Annotated in this window: 15 protein-coding genes; 11 read left to right on the plus strand and 4 right to left on the minus strand. The window is 60.8% G+C overall.

Annotation, left to right across the window (positions count from 1 at the left end; genetic code table 11):
• The first annotated feature begins 83 nt into the window (after window positions 1–83).
• From MTP38_RS04715 to MTP38_RS04750, 8 genes are all read left to right on the plus strand, one after another.
• On the plus strand, window positions 84–1,502 hold the full coding sequence (locus MTP38_RS04715) for an LCP family protein (RefSeq protein ID WP_249234409.1): 1,419 nt from the start codon (window positions 84–86) through the stop codon (window positions 1,500–1,502).
• Window positions 1,503–1,517: 15 nt separating this feature from the next.
• Window positions 1,518–1,898, plus strand: a complete 381-nt coding sequence (gene rsfS, locus MTP38_RS04720; protein ID WP_149793852.1) for a ribosome silencing factor — start codon at window positions 1,518–1,520, stop codon at window positions 1,896–1,898.
• Between the two features lie 229 nt (window positions 1,899–2,127).
• Window positions 2,128–4,677 (plus strand): leucine--tRNA ligase, encoded by a 2,550-nt coding sequence (leuS, locus tag MTP38_RS04725; RefSeq protein WP_249234410.1) that lies wholly within the window; start codon window positions 2,128–2,130, stop codon window positions 4,675–4,677.
• Window positions 4,678–4,799: 122 nt separating this feature from the next.
• A complete protein-coding gene (gene rpsU / locus MTP38_RS04730) occupies window positions 4,800–4,976 on the plus strand; it encodes a 30S ribosomal protein S21 (protein WP_005928271.1) in 177 nt (58 codons plus the stop codon).
• A gap of 127 nt (window positions 4,977–5,103) precedes the next feature.
• Entirely contained in the window at window positions 5,104–5,607 is a 504-nt protein-coding gene (locus tag MTP38_RS04735; RefSeq protein ID WP_249234411.1) for a YqeG family HAD IIIA-type phosphatase, read from the plus strand.
• Window positions 5,604–6,473 carry a TIM barrel protein gene (locus tag MTP38_RS04740; protein WP_249234412.1) on the plus strand — a complete coding sequence of 290 codons (870 nt, stop codon included), beginning with the start codon at window positions 5,604–5,606 and terminating at the stop codon, window positions 6,471–6,473. Before MTP38_RS04735 ends, MTP38_RS04740 begins: the two co-directional genes overlap by 4 nt.
• Window positions 6,474–6,808: 335 nt before the next feature.
• Entirely contained in the window at window positions 6,809–7,366 is a 558-nt protein-coding gene (efp, locus tag MTP38_RS04745) for an elongation factor P (protein ID WP_015563681.1), read from the plus strand.
• Window positions 7,367–7,450: 84 nt separating this feature from the next.
• Window positions 7,451–8,035, plus strand: coding sequence for a CD1247 N-terminal domain-containing protein (locus MTP38_RS04750; RefSeq protein ID WP_249234413.1), 585 nt, complete (start codon window positions 7,451–7,453; stop codon window positions 8,033–8,035).
• A gap of 101 nt (window positions 8,036–8,136) precedes the next feature.
• Here the strand turns inward: MTP38_RS04750 and argS are convergent, their stop codons facing one another.
• From argS to MTP38_RS04770, 4 genes are read right to left on the minus strand one after another with little or no spacing between them, the layout of a single operon-like run.
• Window positions 8,137–9,951, minus strand: a complete 1,815-nt coding sequence (argS, locus tag MTP38_RS04755; protein WP_249234414.1) for an arginine--tRNA ligase — start codon at window positions 9,949–9,951, stop codon at window positions 8,137–8,139.
• A gap of 33 nt (window positions 9,952–9,984) precedes the next feature.
• Window positions 9,985–10,452 (minus strand): DUF1934 domain-containing protein, encoded by a 468-nt coding sequence (locus MTP38_RS04760; protein WP_227619848.1) that lies wholly within the window; start codon window positions 10,450–10,452, stop codon window positions 9,985–9,987.
• 15 nt (window positions 10,453–10,467) lie between these two features.
• Window positions 10,468–11,292, minus strand: coding sequence for a glutamate racemase (gene murI / locus MTP38_RS04765; RefSeq protein ID WP_227619847.1), 825 nt, complete (start codon window positions 11,290–11,292; stop codon window positions 10,468–10,470).
• Window positions 11,285–12,385, minus strand: coding sequence for a D-alanine--D-alanine ligase family protein (locus tag MTP38_RS04770; protein WP_227619846.1), 1,101 nt, complete (start codon window positions 12,383–12,385; stop codon window positions 11,285–11,287). The genes murI and MTP38_RS04770 overlap by 8 nt, the downstream gene beginning before the upstream one ends.
• Before the next feature lie 305 nt (window positions 12,386–12,690).
• Between MTP38_RS04770 and rpmG the strand changes: the two genes are divergently transcribed.
• The 3 genes from rpmG to nusG are packed head-to-tail and all read left to right on the plus strand — an operon-like array spanning window position 12,691 to window position 13,668.
• Window positions 12,691–12,840 (plus strand): 50S ribosomal protein L33, encoded by a 150-nt coding sequence (gene rpmG, locus MTP38_RS04775; RefSeq protein ID WP_005920501.1) that lies wholly within the window; start codon window positions 12,691–12,693, stop codon window positions 12,838–12,840.
• Between the two features lie 17 nt (window positions 12,841–12,857).
• Window positions 12,858–13,109, plus strand: coding sequence for a preprotein translocase subunit SecE (secE, locus tag MTP38_RS04780; protein WP_249234415.1), 252 nt, complete (start codon window positions 12,858–12,860; stop codon window positions 13,107–13,109).
• 28 nt (window positions 13,110–13,137) lie between these two features.
• Window positions 13,138–13,668: a transcription termination/antitermination protein NusG gene (gene nusG, locus MTP38_RS04785; RefSeq protein WP_022257697.1), complete on the plus strand. Its 531-nt coding sequence runs from the start codon at window positions 13,138–13,140 to the stop codon at window positions 13,666–13,668.
• Window positions 13,669–13,796: the final 128 nt, after the last annotated feature.

The following is a 13,796-nucleotide window of genomic DNA, read 5'->3' on the forward strand; positions in this document are numbered from 1 at the left end:
AAGAATGGTATACTAAAAAGAGCACAGGAGCTTTGGCCGACGGCCGGCCTGCTCCCTAAAACGCTTGGAAGGAATAAGATGGAATGAGTCAGAATCCGCGTCATATCAAGACAGACCGTTCACTCAACCGCCCGACGGAACAGCGGGCCGAAAAAGCCTCCGCGTCCCGGCCTGTGCAGCCTGCCCAGCCGGACTTCTTTGCAGAGGAAGGACCCGCAGAGCCGCTGCGCCGCGCAGGCGCAGGCGCAGGCGGCGGCGCAAAGCCGCCCCGTGCCCCGTCTCCCGCAGGCAGAAGCGAGCCGCCCCGCCGCCGCAAAAAGAAGAAAAAGACCCCGCTCTGGCTCCCGCTGGTCGTGACGCTGGCGGTGCTGGCCGTCATCTCAGGCGTGGTGGTGTATGCCGCCAGCATGGTGAACCGGGTGGAGGAGAATATCCGCCCGGAGGAGGATGCTCCCTCCATCATCGAGGAGATCCAGACCCTCGAGGAATACAAGGGCGATGTGGTGAACATCCTCGTCTGCGGCATCGACTACGAGGAGGGCCGCAACTACTCCAACGACCCCACCTCCAACGATGGCATGACGGACATGATCCTCTACTGCCAGTTCGACATCAAGGGCGGTGCGCTGCGGATGCTGCAGATCCCCCGCAACAGCCTCGTGACCGCCAAGAGCCGCAAGGTCGCCCTTTCGAACGGCAAGACCTACGCCGCCACCAACTATCAGATCAACTCCGTGGCCCTGTCCAACGGCGGCAGCATCGCCGCGCTGGCTGAGGTCATCTATGACCAGTACAAGCTGCCCATCGACTACTATGTGACGGTGGATATGCAGGCGCTGGTGGAGATGGTGGACAACTTCGGCGGCATCGAGGTCTATATCCCCCACGATATGTCCTTTGCAGGCAGCGCTCTCAAGAAGGGCTACCGCAATCTGGACGGCACATCGGCGGAGTTCTTCGTCCGCTGCCGCCACGGTCAGGGCTACTCCAACTCGGACATCGACCGCCTGAATATGCAGCGCTACTTCTACGCCGGCCTGTTCAAGCGGGTGCGCAGCATGGGCATCACTGACGTGCTCAACCAGCTGCCGCTGGTCTTCAACAACTATATCCACACGGATATGGATCTGACCACCATCGCCAAGATGCTGGTGTCCTTCACCCGCATCGACAGCGCCAACATCATGCTGGCGCAGACCCCTGTTTTCATGGGCGTGCCCAATGTGGGCGCGACCGAGAGCTTTGACGGCTACTCCTGTGTGGTGCCGGACGCCGGTTCCATCGCAGAGCTGCTCAACACCTATTTCCGCAATTATACCGGCCCGGTGAGTGCCGACGAGCTGAACCTCGTGACGGACAGCTGGCCCCACGGCACCGCCTCCACCAGCGCCAACGTCCAGTTCGTGGGCCAGCTGGATAAGGAGTCGGACGACGCCATCCTCAGCGGCGACACCGATGTGGCAGGCGCGACCACCACCGACGGTCAGCCGGTCGGACAATGATAAGGAGAAATATCTATGGATAAGAACATCGACAGCAAGACTCTTGCCATTGAGATCGCAAAGATCCTCGACAAGAAGAAGGCGCAGGACGTGCGGGTGCTCAAGGTGGACAGCCTGACTGTCCTCACCGACTACTTCGTCATCGCCTCCGGTACGTCCACCACGCAGGTCGGCTCTCTGGCCGATGAGGTGGAGTACGAGCTTTCCCAGAGCGGCATCGAGCCGCACACCACCGAGGGCTTCGACTCCAAGAACTGGGTGCTGCTGGACTATTCCAGCGTCATCGTCCATGTCTTCGTGCCCAACACCCGCACTTACTACGACCTCGAGCACCTGTGGGCCGACGGCGAACCCATCGACATCTCGGAGTATCTGACCCCGGATAACAGTCTGTAAGGCAAACGGCTCGGGTGTGGAGATAACCTCTTCGTCACGCCTGCGGCGTGCCACCTCCCCTATCGAGGGGAGGCTTTGGCATTTCGTAAAGCTTAATCTCTTCGCCAGAGGCTCCCCTCGGTAGGGGAGCTGTCGAGCGAAGCGAGACTGAGAGGTTGTCCGCCGCATCGCTGAGTTTGTCATAAATCATTGGTATTGTTTTAGAAAAAGTCTGGAGCTGATTACAAAAATGAAGTATGATTACAAGGCCGTGGAGGCCAAGTGGCAGAAGGTGTGGGAGGACGAAAAGACCTTCCACGTTGAGATCGACCACGCCAAGCCCAAGTTCTATGCACTGGTGGAGTTCCCGTACCCCTCGGGTGCGGGTCTGCACGTCGGCCATCCCCGCAGCTACACTGCGCTGGATGTCGTGAGCCGCAAGCGCCGCCAGAACGGCTACAACGTGCTCTACCCGATGGGCTGGGACGCTTTTGGTCTGCCCACCGAGAACTTCGCCATGAAGAACCACATCCACCCGGCCATCGTCACCAAGAACAATGTGGACCACTTCCGCCAGCAGCTGAAGGCTCTGGGCTTCTCCTTCGACTGGGACCGTGAGATCAACACCACCGACCCCGAGTACTACAAGTGGACCCAGTGGATCTTCCTGCAGCTGTACAAGAAGGGTCTGGCCTACAAGAAGGAAATGAACGTCAACTGGTGCACCGGCTGCAAGTGCGTGCTGGCGAACGAAGAGGTCGTCAACGGCGTCTGCGAGCGCTGCGGCAGCGAGGTCGTCCACCGAGTCAAGAGCCAGTGGATGCTGAAGATTACCGCCTATGCCGATAAGCTCATCGACGGTCTGGATGGTCTGGATTACATCGAGCGCGTCGCCACCCAGCAGAAGAACTGGATCGGCCGCAGCCACGGCGCAGAGGTCAACTTCGGCACCACCGCAGGCGACACCCTCACCGTCTACACCACCCGCTGCGATACCCTGTTCGGTGCGACCTACATGGTCGTCTCTCCCGAGCACGCCATCGTCAAGGAGTGGCTGGAAAAGGGCATCCTCAAGAACGCCGACGCTGTCAAAGCCTATCAGGCCGAGGCGGCCCGCAAGAGCGACTTTGAGCGCAGCGAGCTGAACAAGGAGAAGACCGGCGTCCGTCTGGACGGCGTTATGGGCATCAACCCCGTCAACGACAAGGAGATCCCTATCTTCATCTCCGACTACGTCCTGTCCACCTACGGCACCGGCGCCATCATGGCTGTGCCTGCCCACGACACCCGTGACTGGGAGTTTGCCAAGAAGTTCGGCCTGCCCATCATCGAGGTCGTCAAGGGCAACACCCCCTCCAACCTCGACGAGGCGGCCTTCACCGATGTAGCCACCGGTACGCTGGTCAACTCCGGCTTCCTCGATGGCCTGTCTGTCACCGACGCCAAGAAAAAGATGATCGAGTGGCTGGAAGCCAACGGCAAGGGGCAGGATAAGGTCAACTACAAGCTCCGCGACTGGGTCTTCAGCCGTCAGCGCTACTGGGGTGAGCCGATCCCGATGGTCAAGTGCGAGAAGTGCGGCTGGCAGCCCCTGCCCGAGAGCAGCCTGCCTCTGACCCTGCCCGACATCACCGACTTTGAGCCGGGTCCCGATGGCGAATCTCCGCTGGCCCGTCATACCGACTGGGTCAAGACCACCTGCCCCTGCTGCGGTGGCCCTGCCACCCGCGAGACCGACACCATGCCGCAGTGGGCCGGTTCCTCCTGGTATTTCCTGCGCTATATGGATCCCCACTGCAAGGACGCCATCGCCTCCAAGGAGGCGCTGGAATACTGGTCTCCGGTGGACTGGTACAACGGCGGCATGGAGCACACCACCCTGCATCTGCTCTACAGCCGCTTCTGGCATAAGTTCCTCTACGACATCGGCGTCGTGCCCACTGCAGAGCCTTATCAGAAGCGCACGGCCCACGGCATGATCCTCGGTCTGAACCCCCACAGCTTCGTCAACCTGCCCGCTGAGGAGCAGGAGAAGCTGCTGAAGGAGTACGGCAGCCAGAAGGCCGCCGAGAAGGCTCTGGAGGAGAAGTACGGCGAGATGGCCCGCCACCCCATCGTCAAGATGTCCAAGTCTCTGGGCAACGTCATCAACCCCGATGAGGTGGTGGATACCTACGGTGCCGACACCATGCGTCTGTATGAGATGTTCATGGGCGACTTCGAGCAGGCTGCACCGTGGCAGACCTCGGCCATCGCAGGCTGCAACCGCTTCCTCGACCGCGTGTGGGCACTGTCCGACAAGCTGGTGGAGGGCGAGGGCTACCGTCCTCAGATCGAGACCCTGATGCACCAGACCATCAAGAAGGTGGGCGCGGACATCGAGGGCCTGAAGATGAACACCGCCATCGCCCAGCTGATGACGCTGGTGAACGCCCTGTACGACAACGGCGGCGCGACCAAGGCTGAGTTCGAGACCGTCGTCCAGCTGCTGAACCCCTTCGCTCCCCATATGACCGAGGAGCTGTGGGAGAAGCTGGGCCACAGCCACGACGAGCAGCTGGCTTACTATCCTTGGCCCAAGTATGAGGAGGCCAAGTGCGTTGAATCCACCGTGGAGATTGCCGTGCAGGTCAACGGCAAGGTCAAGGCCCGTCTGAAGGTGGCCGCAGACATCACCTCTGAGGACGCCATCGCTGCCGCAAAGGCTGACCCGGCCGTCGCCGAGGCTCTGGCTGGCAAGACTGTGGTGAAGGAGATCTACGTCAAGGGCCGTCTGGTCAATCTGGCAGTCAAGGGCTAAAGTTTTTTCAAAAAAACTTTCTGAAAAAGGTTGACGAACGCATGAAAATGCGCTATACTGTCTACTGTTAGTTACCATGTAACAACGAAATTCCTGCCTCACGGTCCAAGGGAGGGAATAAGATGTCGGAAATTCGTGTTAAAGAGGGCGAGTCGCTGGAGAGCGCACTGCGTCGCTTCAAGCGTAGCACTGCCCGCAGCGGTGTGCTCGCAGAGGTCCGTAAGCGCGAGGCTTACGAGAAGCCGTCTGTTAAGCGCAAGAAGAAGTCCGAAGCAGCCCGCAAGCGTAAGTTCAAGTAATTAACTGCTTGGAATCGCATTGTTGCTTTAGATTTCAAACGCGTTGCTAACGCCGATGTAGAGGAGCCTGAACTTCAGGCTCCTCTATTTTCATTTACGGCAGAGAGCAGAGAAAGGGAAAGCCGTTATGCTGATCACGCCCGAATATGTGTTTAAGGATGTCACCCACATCACCCCGGAGTTTCTGGCAGAAAAGGGAATCCGCGCCCTTGTGCTGGACATCGACAACACCCTCACCGCCGACCGCAGTCAGGAGCTGCCCGACGAGGTGGCCGGGTGGCTGACCCGGATGCGGGAGGCCGGCATCGGCCTTACCATCGTCTCCAACGGCGCAGAGAAGCGGGTCCGCCCCTTCGCCCAGAAGCTGGGGCTGGCCTATCTCTATCGCTCGGCAAAGCCCCTGCCCTTCGCCCTGATGGCGGCCCGCCGCCGGATGGGCGTGAAGCGCCGGGAGATGGCGATGGTGGGCGACCAGCTCTACGCCGACCGGATGGCGGCGGCCCTCTACGGCATCCCGGGGCTGATGGTCATTCCCCGCGGCCCTGACCTCGGCGCACAGGTGGTGCTCAAGCGCAAGTGGGAAAAGCGCCACTGGCAGGAGTATTACGACCGGGGAGGGAAGACGCTGTGAGCGAGTGTGATTGGAAAATACGGTTCGGCACCGCCGGTACCAGCGACAGCTTCGAGGCCAAGGGCTACAAGACCAGCCTCGACATCCCCGCCTACACGGCAGAGATGGGGCTGGACGCTTTTGAGTACCAGTGCGGCCACGGCGTCCGCCTCGGGGTGGATAAGGCCCGGAGGATGGCCGCAGACGCCGCAGAGCGGGGCATTCTGTTCAGCGTCCACGCACCTTATTATATCAGTATGTCCAGCCTTGAGGAAGAAAAGCGGCTGAACAGCGTCCGCTACCTCCTCCAGAGCGCCGAGGTCTGCCGGGCGCTGGGCGGCAGGCGGATCATCTTCCACTCGGGCAGCTGCGGCAGACAGAGCCGGGAAGCTGCCCTCGAAAAGGCGCTGGACACCATGCGCCGGGCTGTGGAAGCGCTGGATGAAGCGGGCTACGGCGATATGACCCTCTGCCCCGAGACCATGGGGAAGATCGGCCAGCTGGGCACGCTGGACGAGGTGCTGGCCCTCTGCGGGGTGGATGAGCGCATCACGCCCTGCATCGACTTCGGCCACCTGAACGCCCGGACGCTGGGCGGCATCCAGTCCAAGGCGGACTACGCCGTCCTCCTCGACCATCTGGGTGAGGCACTGGGAGATGAGCGTGCCCAGCGCTTCCACGTCCACTTCTCCCGCATCGAGTTCTCCGCCGGGGGCGAGAAACGCCACTGGACCTTTGCGCAGACTCAGTTCGGCCCTGAGCCGCAGCCCCTGATGGAGCTGCTGGCCGAGCGCAGGCTCGCACCGGTCATCATCTGCGAGAGCGCCGGCACGCAGGCCGAGGATGCGCAGGCGATGAAGAGGATGTACGAGGAAGCTGCAAAGTGACCCTGTATAAAAGCCTCTCCCTTTGGGAGAGGTGGCACCGCAGGTGACGGAGAGGGCAAGCCCGGTGCGATAGAGCCGCCGCACACCGATGGGCAAAAGCCTTGGTCAGAGCGATGCTGTCGCAGCGTGGATAAGTCCCTGTCAACATCCTTGCCCTCTCAGGCGCTTCGCGCCAGCTCTCCCAAAGGGAGAGCCTTCAACGGCTTTATCCCACACTTTTTGTCATTTTCATCGTCTTTTTTGCCGAAACCCCTTGCCAAACGGCGCGGGATTGGGTAAAATAAATAGAGATATGCGTAATGCATCTGAGACATTAAACTAATGGAGGAATTCCTATGATTTCTGCAGGCGAGTTTCGCAATGGCGTGACCTTTGAGCAGGACGGCCAGGTTCTTCAGGTCGTCGAGTTCCAGCACGTCAAGCCCGGCAAGGGCGCTGCCTTTGTCCGCACCAAGACCAAGAACGTCATCACCGGCTCTGTGGTCGAGACCAGCTACAACCCGACCGCTAAGTTCCCGCAGGCTTTCATCGAGCGCAAGGACGTGACCTACAGCTATGAGGATGGTGACCTGTACCACTTCATGGACAACGAGACTTACGATGACATCCCCGTCAACGCAAGCGATGTGCCCGATAACTTCAAGTTCTGCAAGGAGAACGAGCTGTGCAAGCTGCTGAGCTACAAGGGCAAGGTCTTCAGCGTTGAGATCCCCAACTTCATCGAGCTGGAAGTCACCCAGACCGAGCCGGGCGTCAAGGGCAACACTGCCACCAACACCCTGAAGCCCGCTACCGTCGAGACCGGTGCTGAGATCCGCGTCCCCCTGTTTATCAACGAGGGCGACCACATCCGCATCGATACCCGCACGGGCGAGTATATGGAGCGCGTCTGATACGTTATCGATAAGACCGGGCAGCGGGCGACCGTTTGCCCGGTTTTTTCATAAAATGCTGTTTTGCGATAGGAGGTATTCCCTATGAAGGAAAAAGCTGCATACCTGAAGGGCCTGATCGATGGCCTTGGCATTGATGAGAGCACCAAAGAGGGCAAGGTCATCAAGGCTATGAGCGAGCTGCTGAGCGAGATGGCCGAGGCTGTGGACAGCATCGACGAGGATGTCACCCATGCCTACGACCAGATCAACGACCTGAGCGAAGAGCTGGAAGACCTTGAAGCAGACCTGTACGAAGAGGACGACGCCGAGGACGAGGAAGAAGAGGATGACGCCGATGACGAGACCGAGGCCGACGACAACGCGGATGTGGCAGGTGAGCCTTACTACGAAGTGGCCTGCCCGGCCTGCGGCAAGACCGTCTATGTGAGCGAGGATGACCTCGACGTCGGCGAAGCCATCTGCCCCAGCTGCAAGGTGGCCTTTGAGGTCGCACTGGAAGACCCCGAGGACGACGAAGCAGCCGAGCAGGACGGTCCGGTGCAGTACGAAGTGACCTGCCCCGCCTGCGGCGCGACCTCCGTTGTGGACGAGGAAGCCCTGCTGGATGGCGAGCCTGTCTGCCCCAACTGCGGCAAGCCGCTGGACTTTGAGGTGACGGAGGAGTAAGCTCCGCCGCCGTTTCGGAAAACACAAGCCAAAAAGCGCCCCCGGAACTTTTTCAAGCTCCGGGGGCGCTTTGCTTATCTTATAAGGTACGGAGAGGCGGCTTACATCTTCTCAGGGACATTGATCTTGAACATGGTCAGTGCGTTGAAGATGACATTCTTGACGCCGATGCAGAGGGCCAGACGGGCCTGCTGGACGGCGGGGTCTGCGCCCTGAATGCGGCAGCTGCCGTAGAAGCGGTGGAAGGCGCTGGCGAGGTCGATGACGAAGCGGTTGATGCGGCTGGGGTCGTACTTCTCGGCGGCCATGACGATCTCCTGCGGGTAGGCGGCCAGCATCCGGATGAGGTCCATCTCAGACGGCTCGGTCAGCAGGGTGGCATCGATCTGCTCCGCGCCTGCGAAGGCCACGCCCTCGCTCTCCATCTTCTTGAGGATGGAGCAGATGCGGGCGTGTGCGTACTGGACGTAGTAGACCGGGTTGTCGTTGTCGGTCTTGACGGCCTGATCGAGGTCGAAGTCGATGCCGCTGCCGGCGTCGTGCATATTGAACAGGAAGCGGGCGCTGTCGATGGGCACCTCTTCCAGCAGGTCGGTCAGGGTGATGGCATTGCCGGTGCGCTTGGACATACGGACGGGCTGGCCGTCCCGCATCAGGTTGACCATCTGCATCAGGACGACGTCGAGGTCCTCGCCGTGGAGGCCGATGGCGTCCATAGCGCCCTTCATGCGGGCGACATGGCCGTGGTGGTCTGCACCCCAGACGTCGATGGCCTTGGCAAAGCCGCGGGTGGCCAGCTTGTTGTAGTGGTAGGCGATGTCGGCGGCAAAGTAGGTGGGGATGCCGTTGGCGCGGACGAGGACCTCGTCCTTGGCCTCCTCCTCGGTGCCGTCGTCGGTCTTCTTCTTGTTGACGGTGCCGTACTTGGCGGCGTACTGGGCGCTGCGGTACATCACAGCGCCGTCCTCGGCCTTATAGCAGGCCCCCAGCTCCAGCAGCTTGTCCACCACGGCCAGCACAGCGCCGGACTCGTGGAGGGTGCTCTCGTGGAACCAGACGTCGTAGTCGATGCGGTACTTGCCGAGGTCGCGCTTGAGGGCAGCGATGTTCTTGGGCAGGGCGTAGGCCACGAGGGCGTCCTTGAGGGCGGCGAAGGCCTCGCTCTCAAAGAGGGTCTCCTCGTCCATCCCCTTGCAGGCAGCGACGTACTTGTCACCGTTCTGCTCGGCAAACTCACCGGCCAGAACCTTGATGTCACCGCCCTGATAGCACTCGGCGGGCAGGGGATAGGCCTCCTCGCCGCAGTACTGCTGGAGATAGCGGACGGCGAGGCTCTTGCCGAACTTCTGGATCTGGTTGCCCGCGTCATTGATATAGAACTCGCGGGTCACGTCGTAGCCCGACCAGTCGAGGACAGCGGCCAGACAGTCGCCCAGAGCGCCGCCGCGGGCGTTGCCCATGTGCATGGGGCCGGTGGGGTTGGCGGAGACGAACTCCACATTGTACTTTGCGCCCTTGCCGTGGTCGGTGCGGCCATACTCCTTGTTTGCGCAGGCACCCAGCACGACGCCGGCCCAGAAGGAGGGGGCAAGGAAGAGGTTGATGAAGCCGGGGCCGGCCACCTCGACCTTGGCAAAGACGCCGCCGGTCAGGTCGGGCAGGTGGGCGATGAGGGCGTCGGCGATCATCTTGGGGGCCTTGCGCCAGGTGCGTGCACCGGCCATGGCGATGTTGGAAGCGATGTCGCCGTTCTTGACGTCGGCGGGGATCTCCACGATGAAGGCGGGCAGCTCAGCCTCGGGCAGAGCACCGTCGGCCATTGCAGCCTTGGCGGCGGCAGTCAGCAGGGCACGGGCCTCGTCCAGCGCGGTCTGCCGGGGGTTGTAGTTCTGGTAGGTCTTTTCAAAGTCGGTCATTGGTATGATTCCTTTCATTTGAGGTGCATATCCTTAGTTGACGTGCTGTACCGTCATTTCCAGCGTGTTGCGGCTGACGATGCGGGCATCGTCAGCGTCCAGCAGGTAGCTGAAAGAGGCGCTGCCGCCTTTTTCGGTCAGCTGACAGTCGATGCCGTCGCCGGTGACGCCCAGCGTCAGAGAGCCGACCTCCGTCTCATAGTGGCAGAGGTTGCGGCGGTCGCGCTCGATGAGGAGCTGGCTGTTGGCCCGCCCGAAGCGGAGAAGAGCCACTCGGCTGCCGTCCTCGGCGATCTTGATGGTGGTGGTGCAGCCCTCGAAGCCGATGGTCTGTGTCTCCTTGTAGGAGATGTAGTAGCTGCCGTTCTTTTTGGTAAAGCTGCCCCGGGTCATCAGCTCGATGTGATCGCGGTCCTCCTCGCGGATGACGCCCTCGTTGTCGAACTGGTCGATGGAGCTTTTGATGCGGATGATGTAATTTTCAATGGGTGATCTGCTCACAGTTTTGTGTCCTTATCAGTATTTTTCAATGGCGACCTGATCGATGAGTCCACCCTTGTACTCCCCGAGGAAAAGGTCGGCGGTCTGGGCGAAGCTGTCGGGCACGTCGCTGACGTAGAAATGGGCCTCGCCCTTTTCGTGGTCACCCTTCAGGCCGTGCTCGCTGAGCGTCCGTTCCAGATGATGAGCGGCAGTCTGGGCCGGGTCCACGAGGGTGACGTTCTTGCCCATGTACCAGCCGATCATCTCCTTGAGCAGGGGATAGTGGGTGCAGCCGAGGATGAGGGTGTCCACCCCGGCCTCTCGCACCTCGGCCAGATACTGCGCGATGACCAGACGGGTCACCTGCTGCTTGTCGAGGGCACTGTGGTCCACATAACCGGCCTCCACGAGGGGGACGAAGAGGGGACAGGGACGGGCGGTGATCTCCACGCCGGGGACAAGCTTCCGCAGCAGGGTCTCATAACTGCGGGAACGGATGGTGGCCGCCGTGCCGATGACGCCGATGCGGCGGTTGCGGGTGACGAAAGCGGCCTCCCGGGCGGCGGCGTCCACGACGCCCAGATAGGGGACGGGGAGCTTCGCGGCCTCGGCGGCGGGGTAGATGCTGGACACCGTGCCGCAGGCGGCCATGATGCACTTCACATCCTTCGACAGCAGGAAGGCGATGTCCTGCCGGGCGTACTGCAAAATAGTCTCAGGGCTGCGGCTGCCGTAGGGGACGCGGCCGGTATCGCCGAAATAGACGATGTTCTCGTGGGGGAGGCGCTTGCGCAGCTCCCGCACGCCGGTCAGCCCGCCAAGGCCGCTGTCGAATACGCCGATGGGACGGTTATCCATGCTGCTTTTCCGTCCTTTCCAGAGCCAGAGCGATGAGGCGGTCGATGAGGGCGGGCACGGGGATGCCCTCGTGCTCCATCAGCTTGGGATACATACTGATGGGGGTAAAGCCGGGGAGGGTGTTGATCTCGTTGATGAGGACGCGGCCGGTGTTCTTCTCTACGAAGAAGTCGCAGCGGGCCAGACCCTCGCAGCCCAGTGCGGTGTAGGCCATGGCGGCGTAGGTCTTCACCTCGTCCAGCTTTTCTTCGGGCAGCTTTGCCGGGATGACCACCTGACTGACGCCGTTCTTGTACTTGTCGTCGTAGGTGTAGAATTCCGCGCCTGCCAGAATTTCGCCCGGGCGGGTGGAGACGGCGGGGTCAGAGCCGATGACGGCGCACTCCACCTCGTGGCCGTCCACGAAGGCCTCAAAGACCACCTTGCGGTCGTTTGCCAGAGCCAGACGGATGGCCTCCTTCAGCTCAGTGCGGTCGTGGGCCTTGGTGATGCCCACGCTGGAACCGGCGTTGGCGGGCTTGACGAAGATGGGCCAGCCCAGCTTGGCGATGACGCCGTCACAGACGCCCTCGGGGTCGCACTCGATCTCCCAGCGGGTGGCGGAGAGCCACTTGGTGTGGGGGATGCCGGAAGCGTCGAACATAGCGTTGGCCACTGCCTTGTCCATGCAGACGGCGCTGGCCAGAACGCCGCAGCCGACGTAGGGGATGCCGGCCAGCTCCAGCAGGCCCTGCACGGTGCCGTCCTCGCCCCACAGGCCGTGGAGGACGGGGATGACCACATCGGCGCGGACCTTCTCCACCTGCCCGGCGGGGGTGAAGAGGATGAGGCCGTGGTCGGCGCGGTCGGGACTGACCACGCAGGGCATATTGCCCGGCAGCTCTTCCCAGCTGCCGTCGGCCATCTGGGCCGAGGTGGCTTCGGTGTAGAGCCAGCGGCCATCTTTCGTGATGCCGATGGTCAGTAGCTCGTAGCGCTGGCGGTCGAGCTGGTCCACGAAGGTACCGGCGGACACGCGGCTGACCTCGTGCTCACTGGACATCCCGCCGAACAGGACGACAACGCACATTTTATGTTCAGAATCGGATAACATAATCGATCTCTCCTGATCTCAGGGCCGCTGCACCCGGCAGACAGGCCCAAAATTTAGTCTATATCCATAGATACACTTATTATATAATATTTATGTCCGGGATGCAAGCGCCGCCGCACAGACAAGCCGGGAGAAAGAAAAAGCAAAAAACCAGAAAAAACGCAGGATTTCCGCTTGACGAATGGAAAAAGACGTGATACAATGATAACACCTCTTTTGCGGGGTTATTAAGTGCGCCTGTTTAGAGGGCACACCCGCAAGCCGAGGGAGGTTCAAAACAACCGTTATAATGGAGGTGTCAACAAATGACCGTTAAAATCACTCTGGCCTGCACCGAGTGCAAGCAGCGCAACTACAACACCACGAAGAACAAGAAGAACAACCCCGATCGTCTCGAGATGAAGAAGTACTGCCGCTTCTGCAAGAAGCACACCGTTCATCGCGAAACCAAGTAAGAAAGGCGGACAACATCATGGCAGACAAAACCGAGAAAAAGCCGGGCTTTGTGGCCAGAATGAAGGCCGCCGTGAAGGGTTTTGCCGCAAATGCGGCAAAGTTCTTCCGCGACACGAAGAGCGAGCTGAAAAAGGTCGTGTGGCCGTCTAAGGCGGACATCAAGACCAACACCGTCGTGGTGCTCGTGACTGTGGCGATCGCAGCCGTCGTGATGATCGCACTGGATGCCGTCTTCGGCGGTATTCTGGGCCTTATCATCGGCGCTTGAATCATCTTGAAACGGAGGGTCAACCAGAATGGAAGAGCAGTCCAATGAGGCTCTTTGGTATGTCGTGCATACCTATTCCGGCTACGAAAACAAAGTGGCAACGGACTTACAGACTATGGTGGAGAACCGCCGCCTGCAGGATCTGATCTGCGACATCAAGGTCCCGACCGAGATGGTCCCTGAGATCAAGGACGGCAAGGAGCGTATGGTGGAGCACAAGCTGTTCCCCGGCTACGTTCTGGTCAAGATGGTCATGAACGACGACACTTGGTATGTCGTGCGCAACACGCGCGGCTGCACCGGTTTCGTCGGCCCTGCCTCGAAGCCTGTCCCCCTGACCGCTGAGGAAGTGGAGAAGATGGGCGTCGAGAAGGCGGCTCCGCTGACCGTCGATTTCAAAGTCGGCGATACCGTGCAGATCACCGCCGGCCCTCTGGAAGGCTTTATGGGCCTTGTGGAGGGGATCGATACCGAGAGCTTCAAAGTCAAGCTCAAGGTCAATATGTTCGGCCGCGAGACGCCCGCAGAGGTGGACATCGCGCAGGTCGAGCTGCCGTAACCAACCGGCACAGACCGTTCTACCAAGGTAAGACCGCAGTGCGGTTCTTATAGAGCGTGCACATCGGGTGCGCGCTCGTGGGAGGCGCGGAGACACCGCGCCGCAACTCACCACAGATTTTTGGAGGT

The organism is Faecalibacterium sp. I3-3-89, from assembly GCF_023347275.1.
In the GTDB taxonomy this organism is placed as follows: Bacteria; Bacillota; Clostridia; order Oscillospirales; family Ruminococcaceae; genus Faecalibacterium; species Faecalibacterium butyricigenerans.

Bases quoted from the DNA above. Each gene is read 5' to 3' on its own strand.
- MTP38_RS04715 (WP_249234409.1), top strand. From the start codon at position 84: ATGAGTCAGAATCCGCGTCATATCAAGACAGACCGTTCACTCAACCGC.
- rsfS (WP_149793852.1), top strand. From the start codon at position 1,518: ATGGATAAGAACATCGACAGCAAGACTCTTGCCATTGAGATCGCAAAG.
- leuS (WP_249234410.1), top strand. From the start codon at position 2,128: ATGAAGTATGATTACAAGGCCGTGGAGGCCAAGTGGCAGAAGGTGTGG.
- rpsU (WP_005928271.1), top strand. From the start codon at position 4,800: ATGTCGGAAATTCGTGTTAAAGAGGGCGAGTCGCTGGAGAGCGCACTG.
- MTP38_RS04735 (WP_249234411.1), top strand. From the start codon at position 5,104: ATGCTGATCACGCCCGAATATGTGTTTAAGGATGTCACCCACATCACC.
- efp (WP_015563681.1), top strand. From the start codon at position 6,809: ATGATTTCTGCAGGCGAGTTTCGCAATGGCGTGACCTTTGAGCAGGAC.
- MTP38_RS04750 (WP_249234413.1), top strand. From the start codon at position 7,451: ATGAAGGAAAAAGCTGCATACCTGAAGGGCCTGATCGATGGCCTTGGC.
- argS (WP_249234414.1), bottom strand. From the start codon at position 9,951: ATGACCGACTTTGAAAAGACCTACCAGAACTACAACCCCCGGCAGACC.
- murI (WP_227619847.1), bottom strand. From the start codon at position 11,292: ATGGATAACCGTCCCATCGGCGTATTCGACAGCGGCCTTGGCGGGCTG.
- MTP38_RS04770 (WP_227619846.1), bottom strand. From the start codon at position 12,385: ATGTTATCCGATTCTGAACATAAAATGTGCGTTGTCGTCCTGTTCGGC.
- rpmG (WP_005920501.1), top strand. From the start codon at position 12,691: ATGACCGTTAAAATCACTCTGGCCTGCACCGAGTGCAAGCAGCGCAAC.
- secE (WP_249234415.1), top strand. From the start codon at position 12,858: ATGGCAGACAAAACCGAGAAAAAGCCGGGCTTTGTGGCCAGAATGAAG.
- nusG (WP_022257697.1), top strand. From the start codon at position 13,138: ATGGAAGAGCAGTCCAATGAGGCTCTTTGGTATGTCGTGCATACCTAT.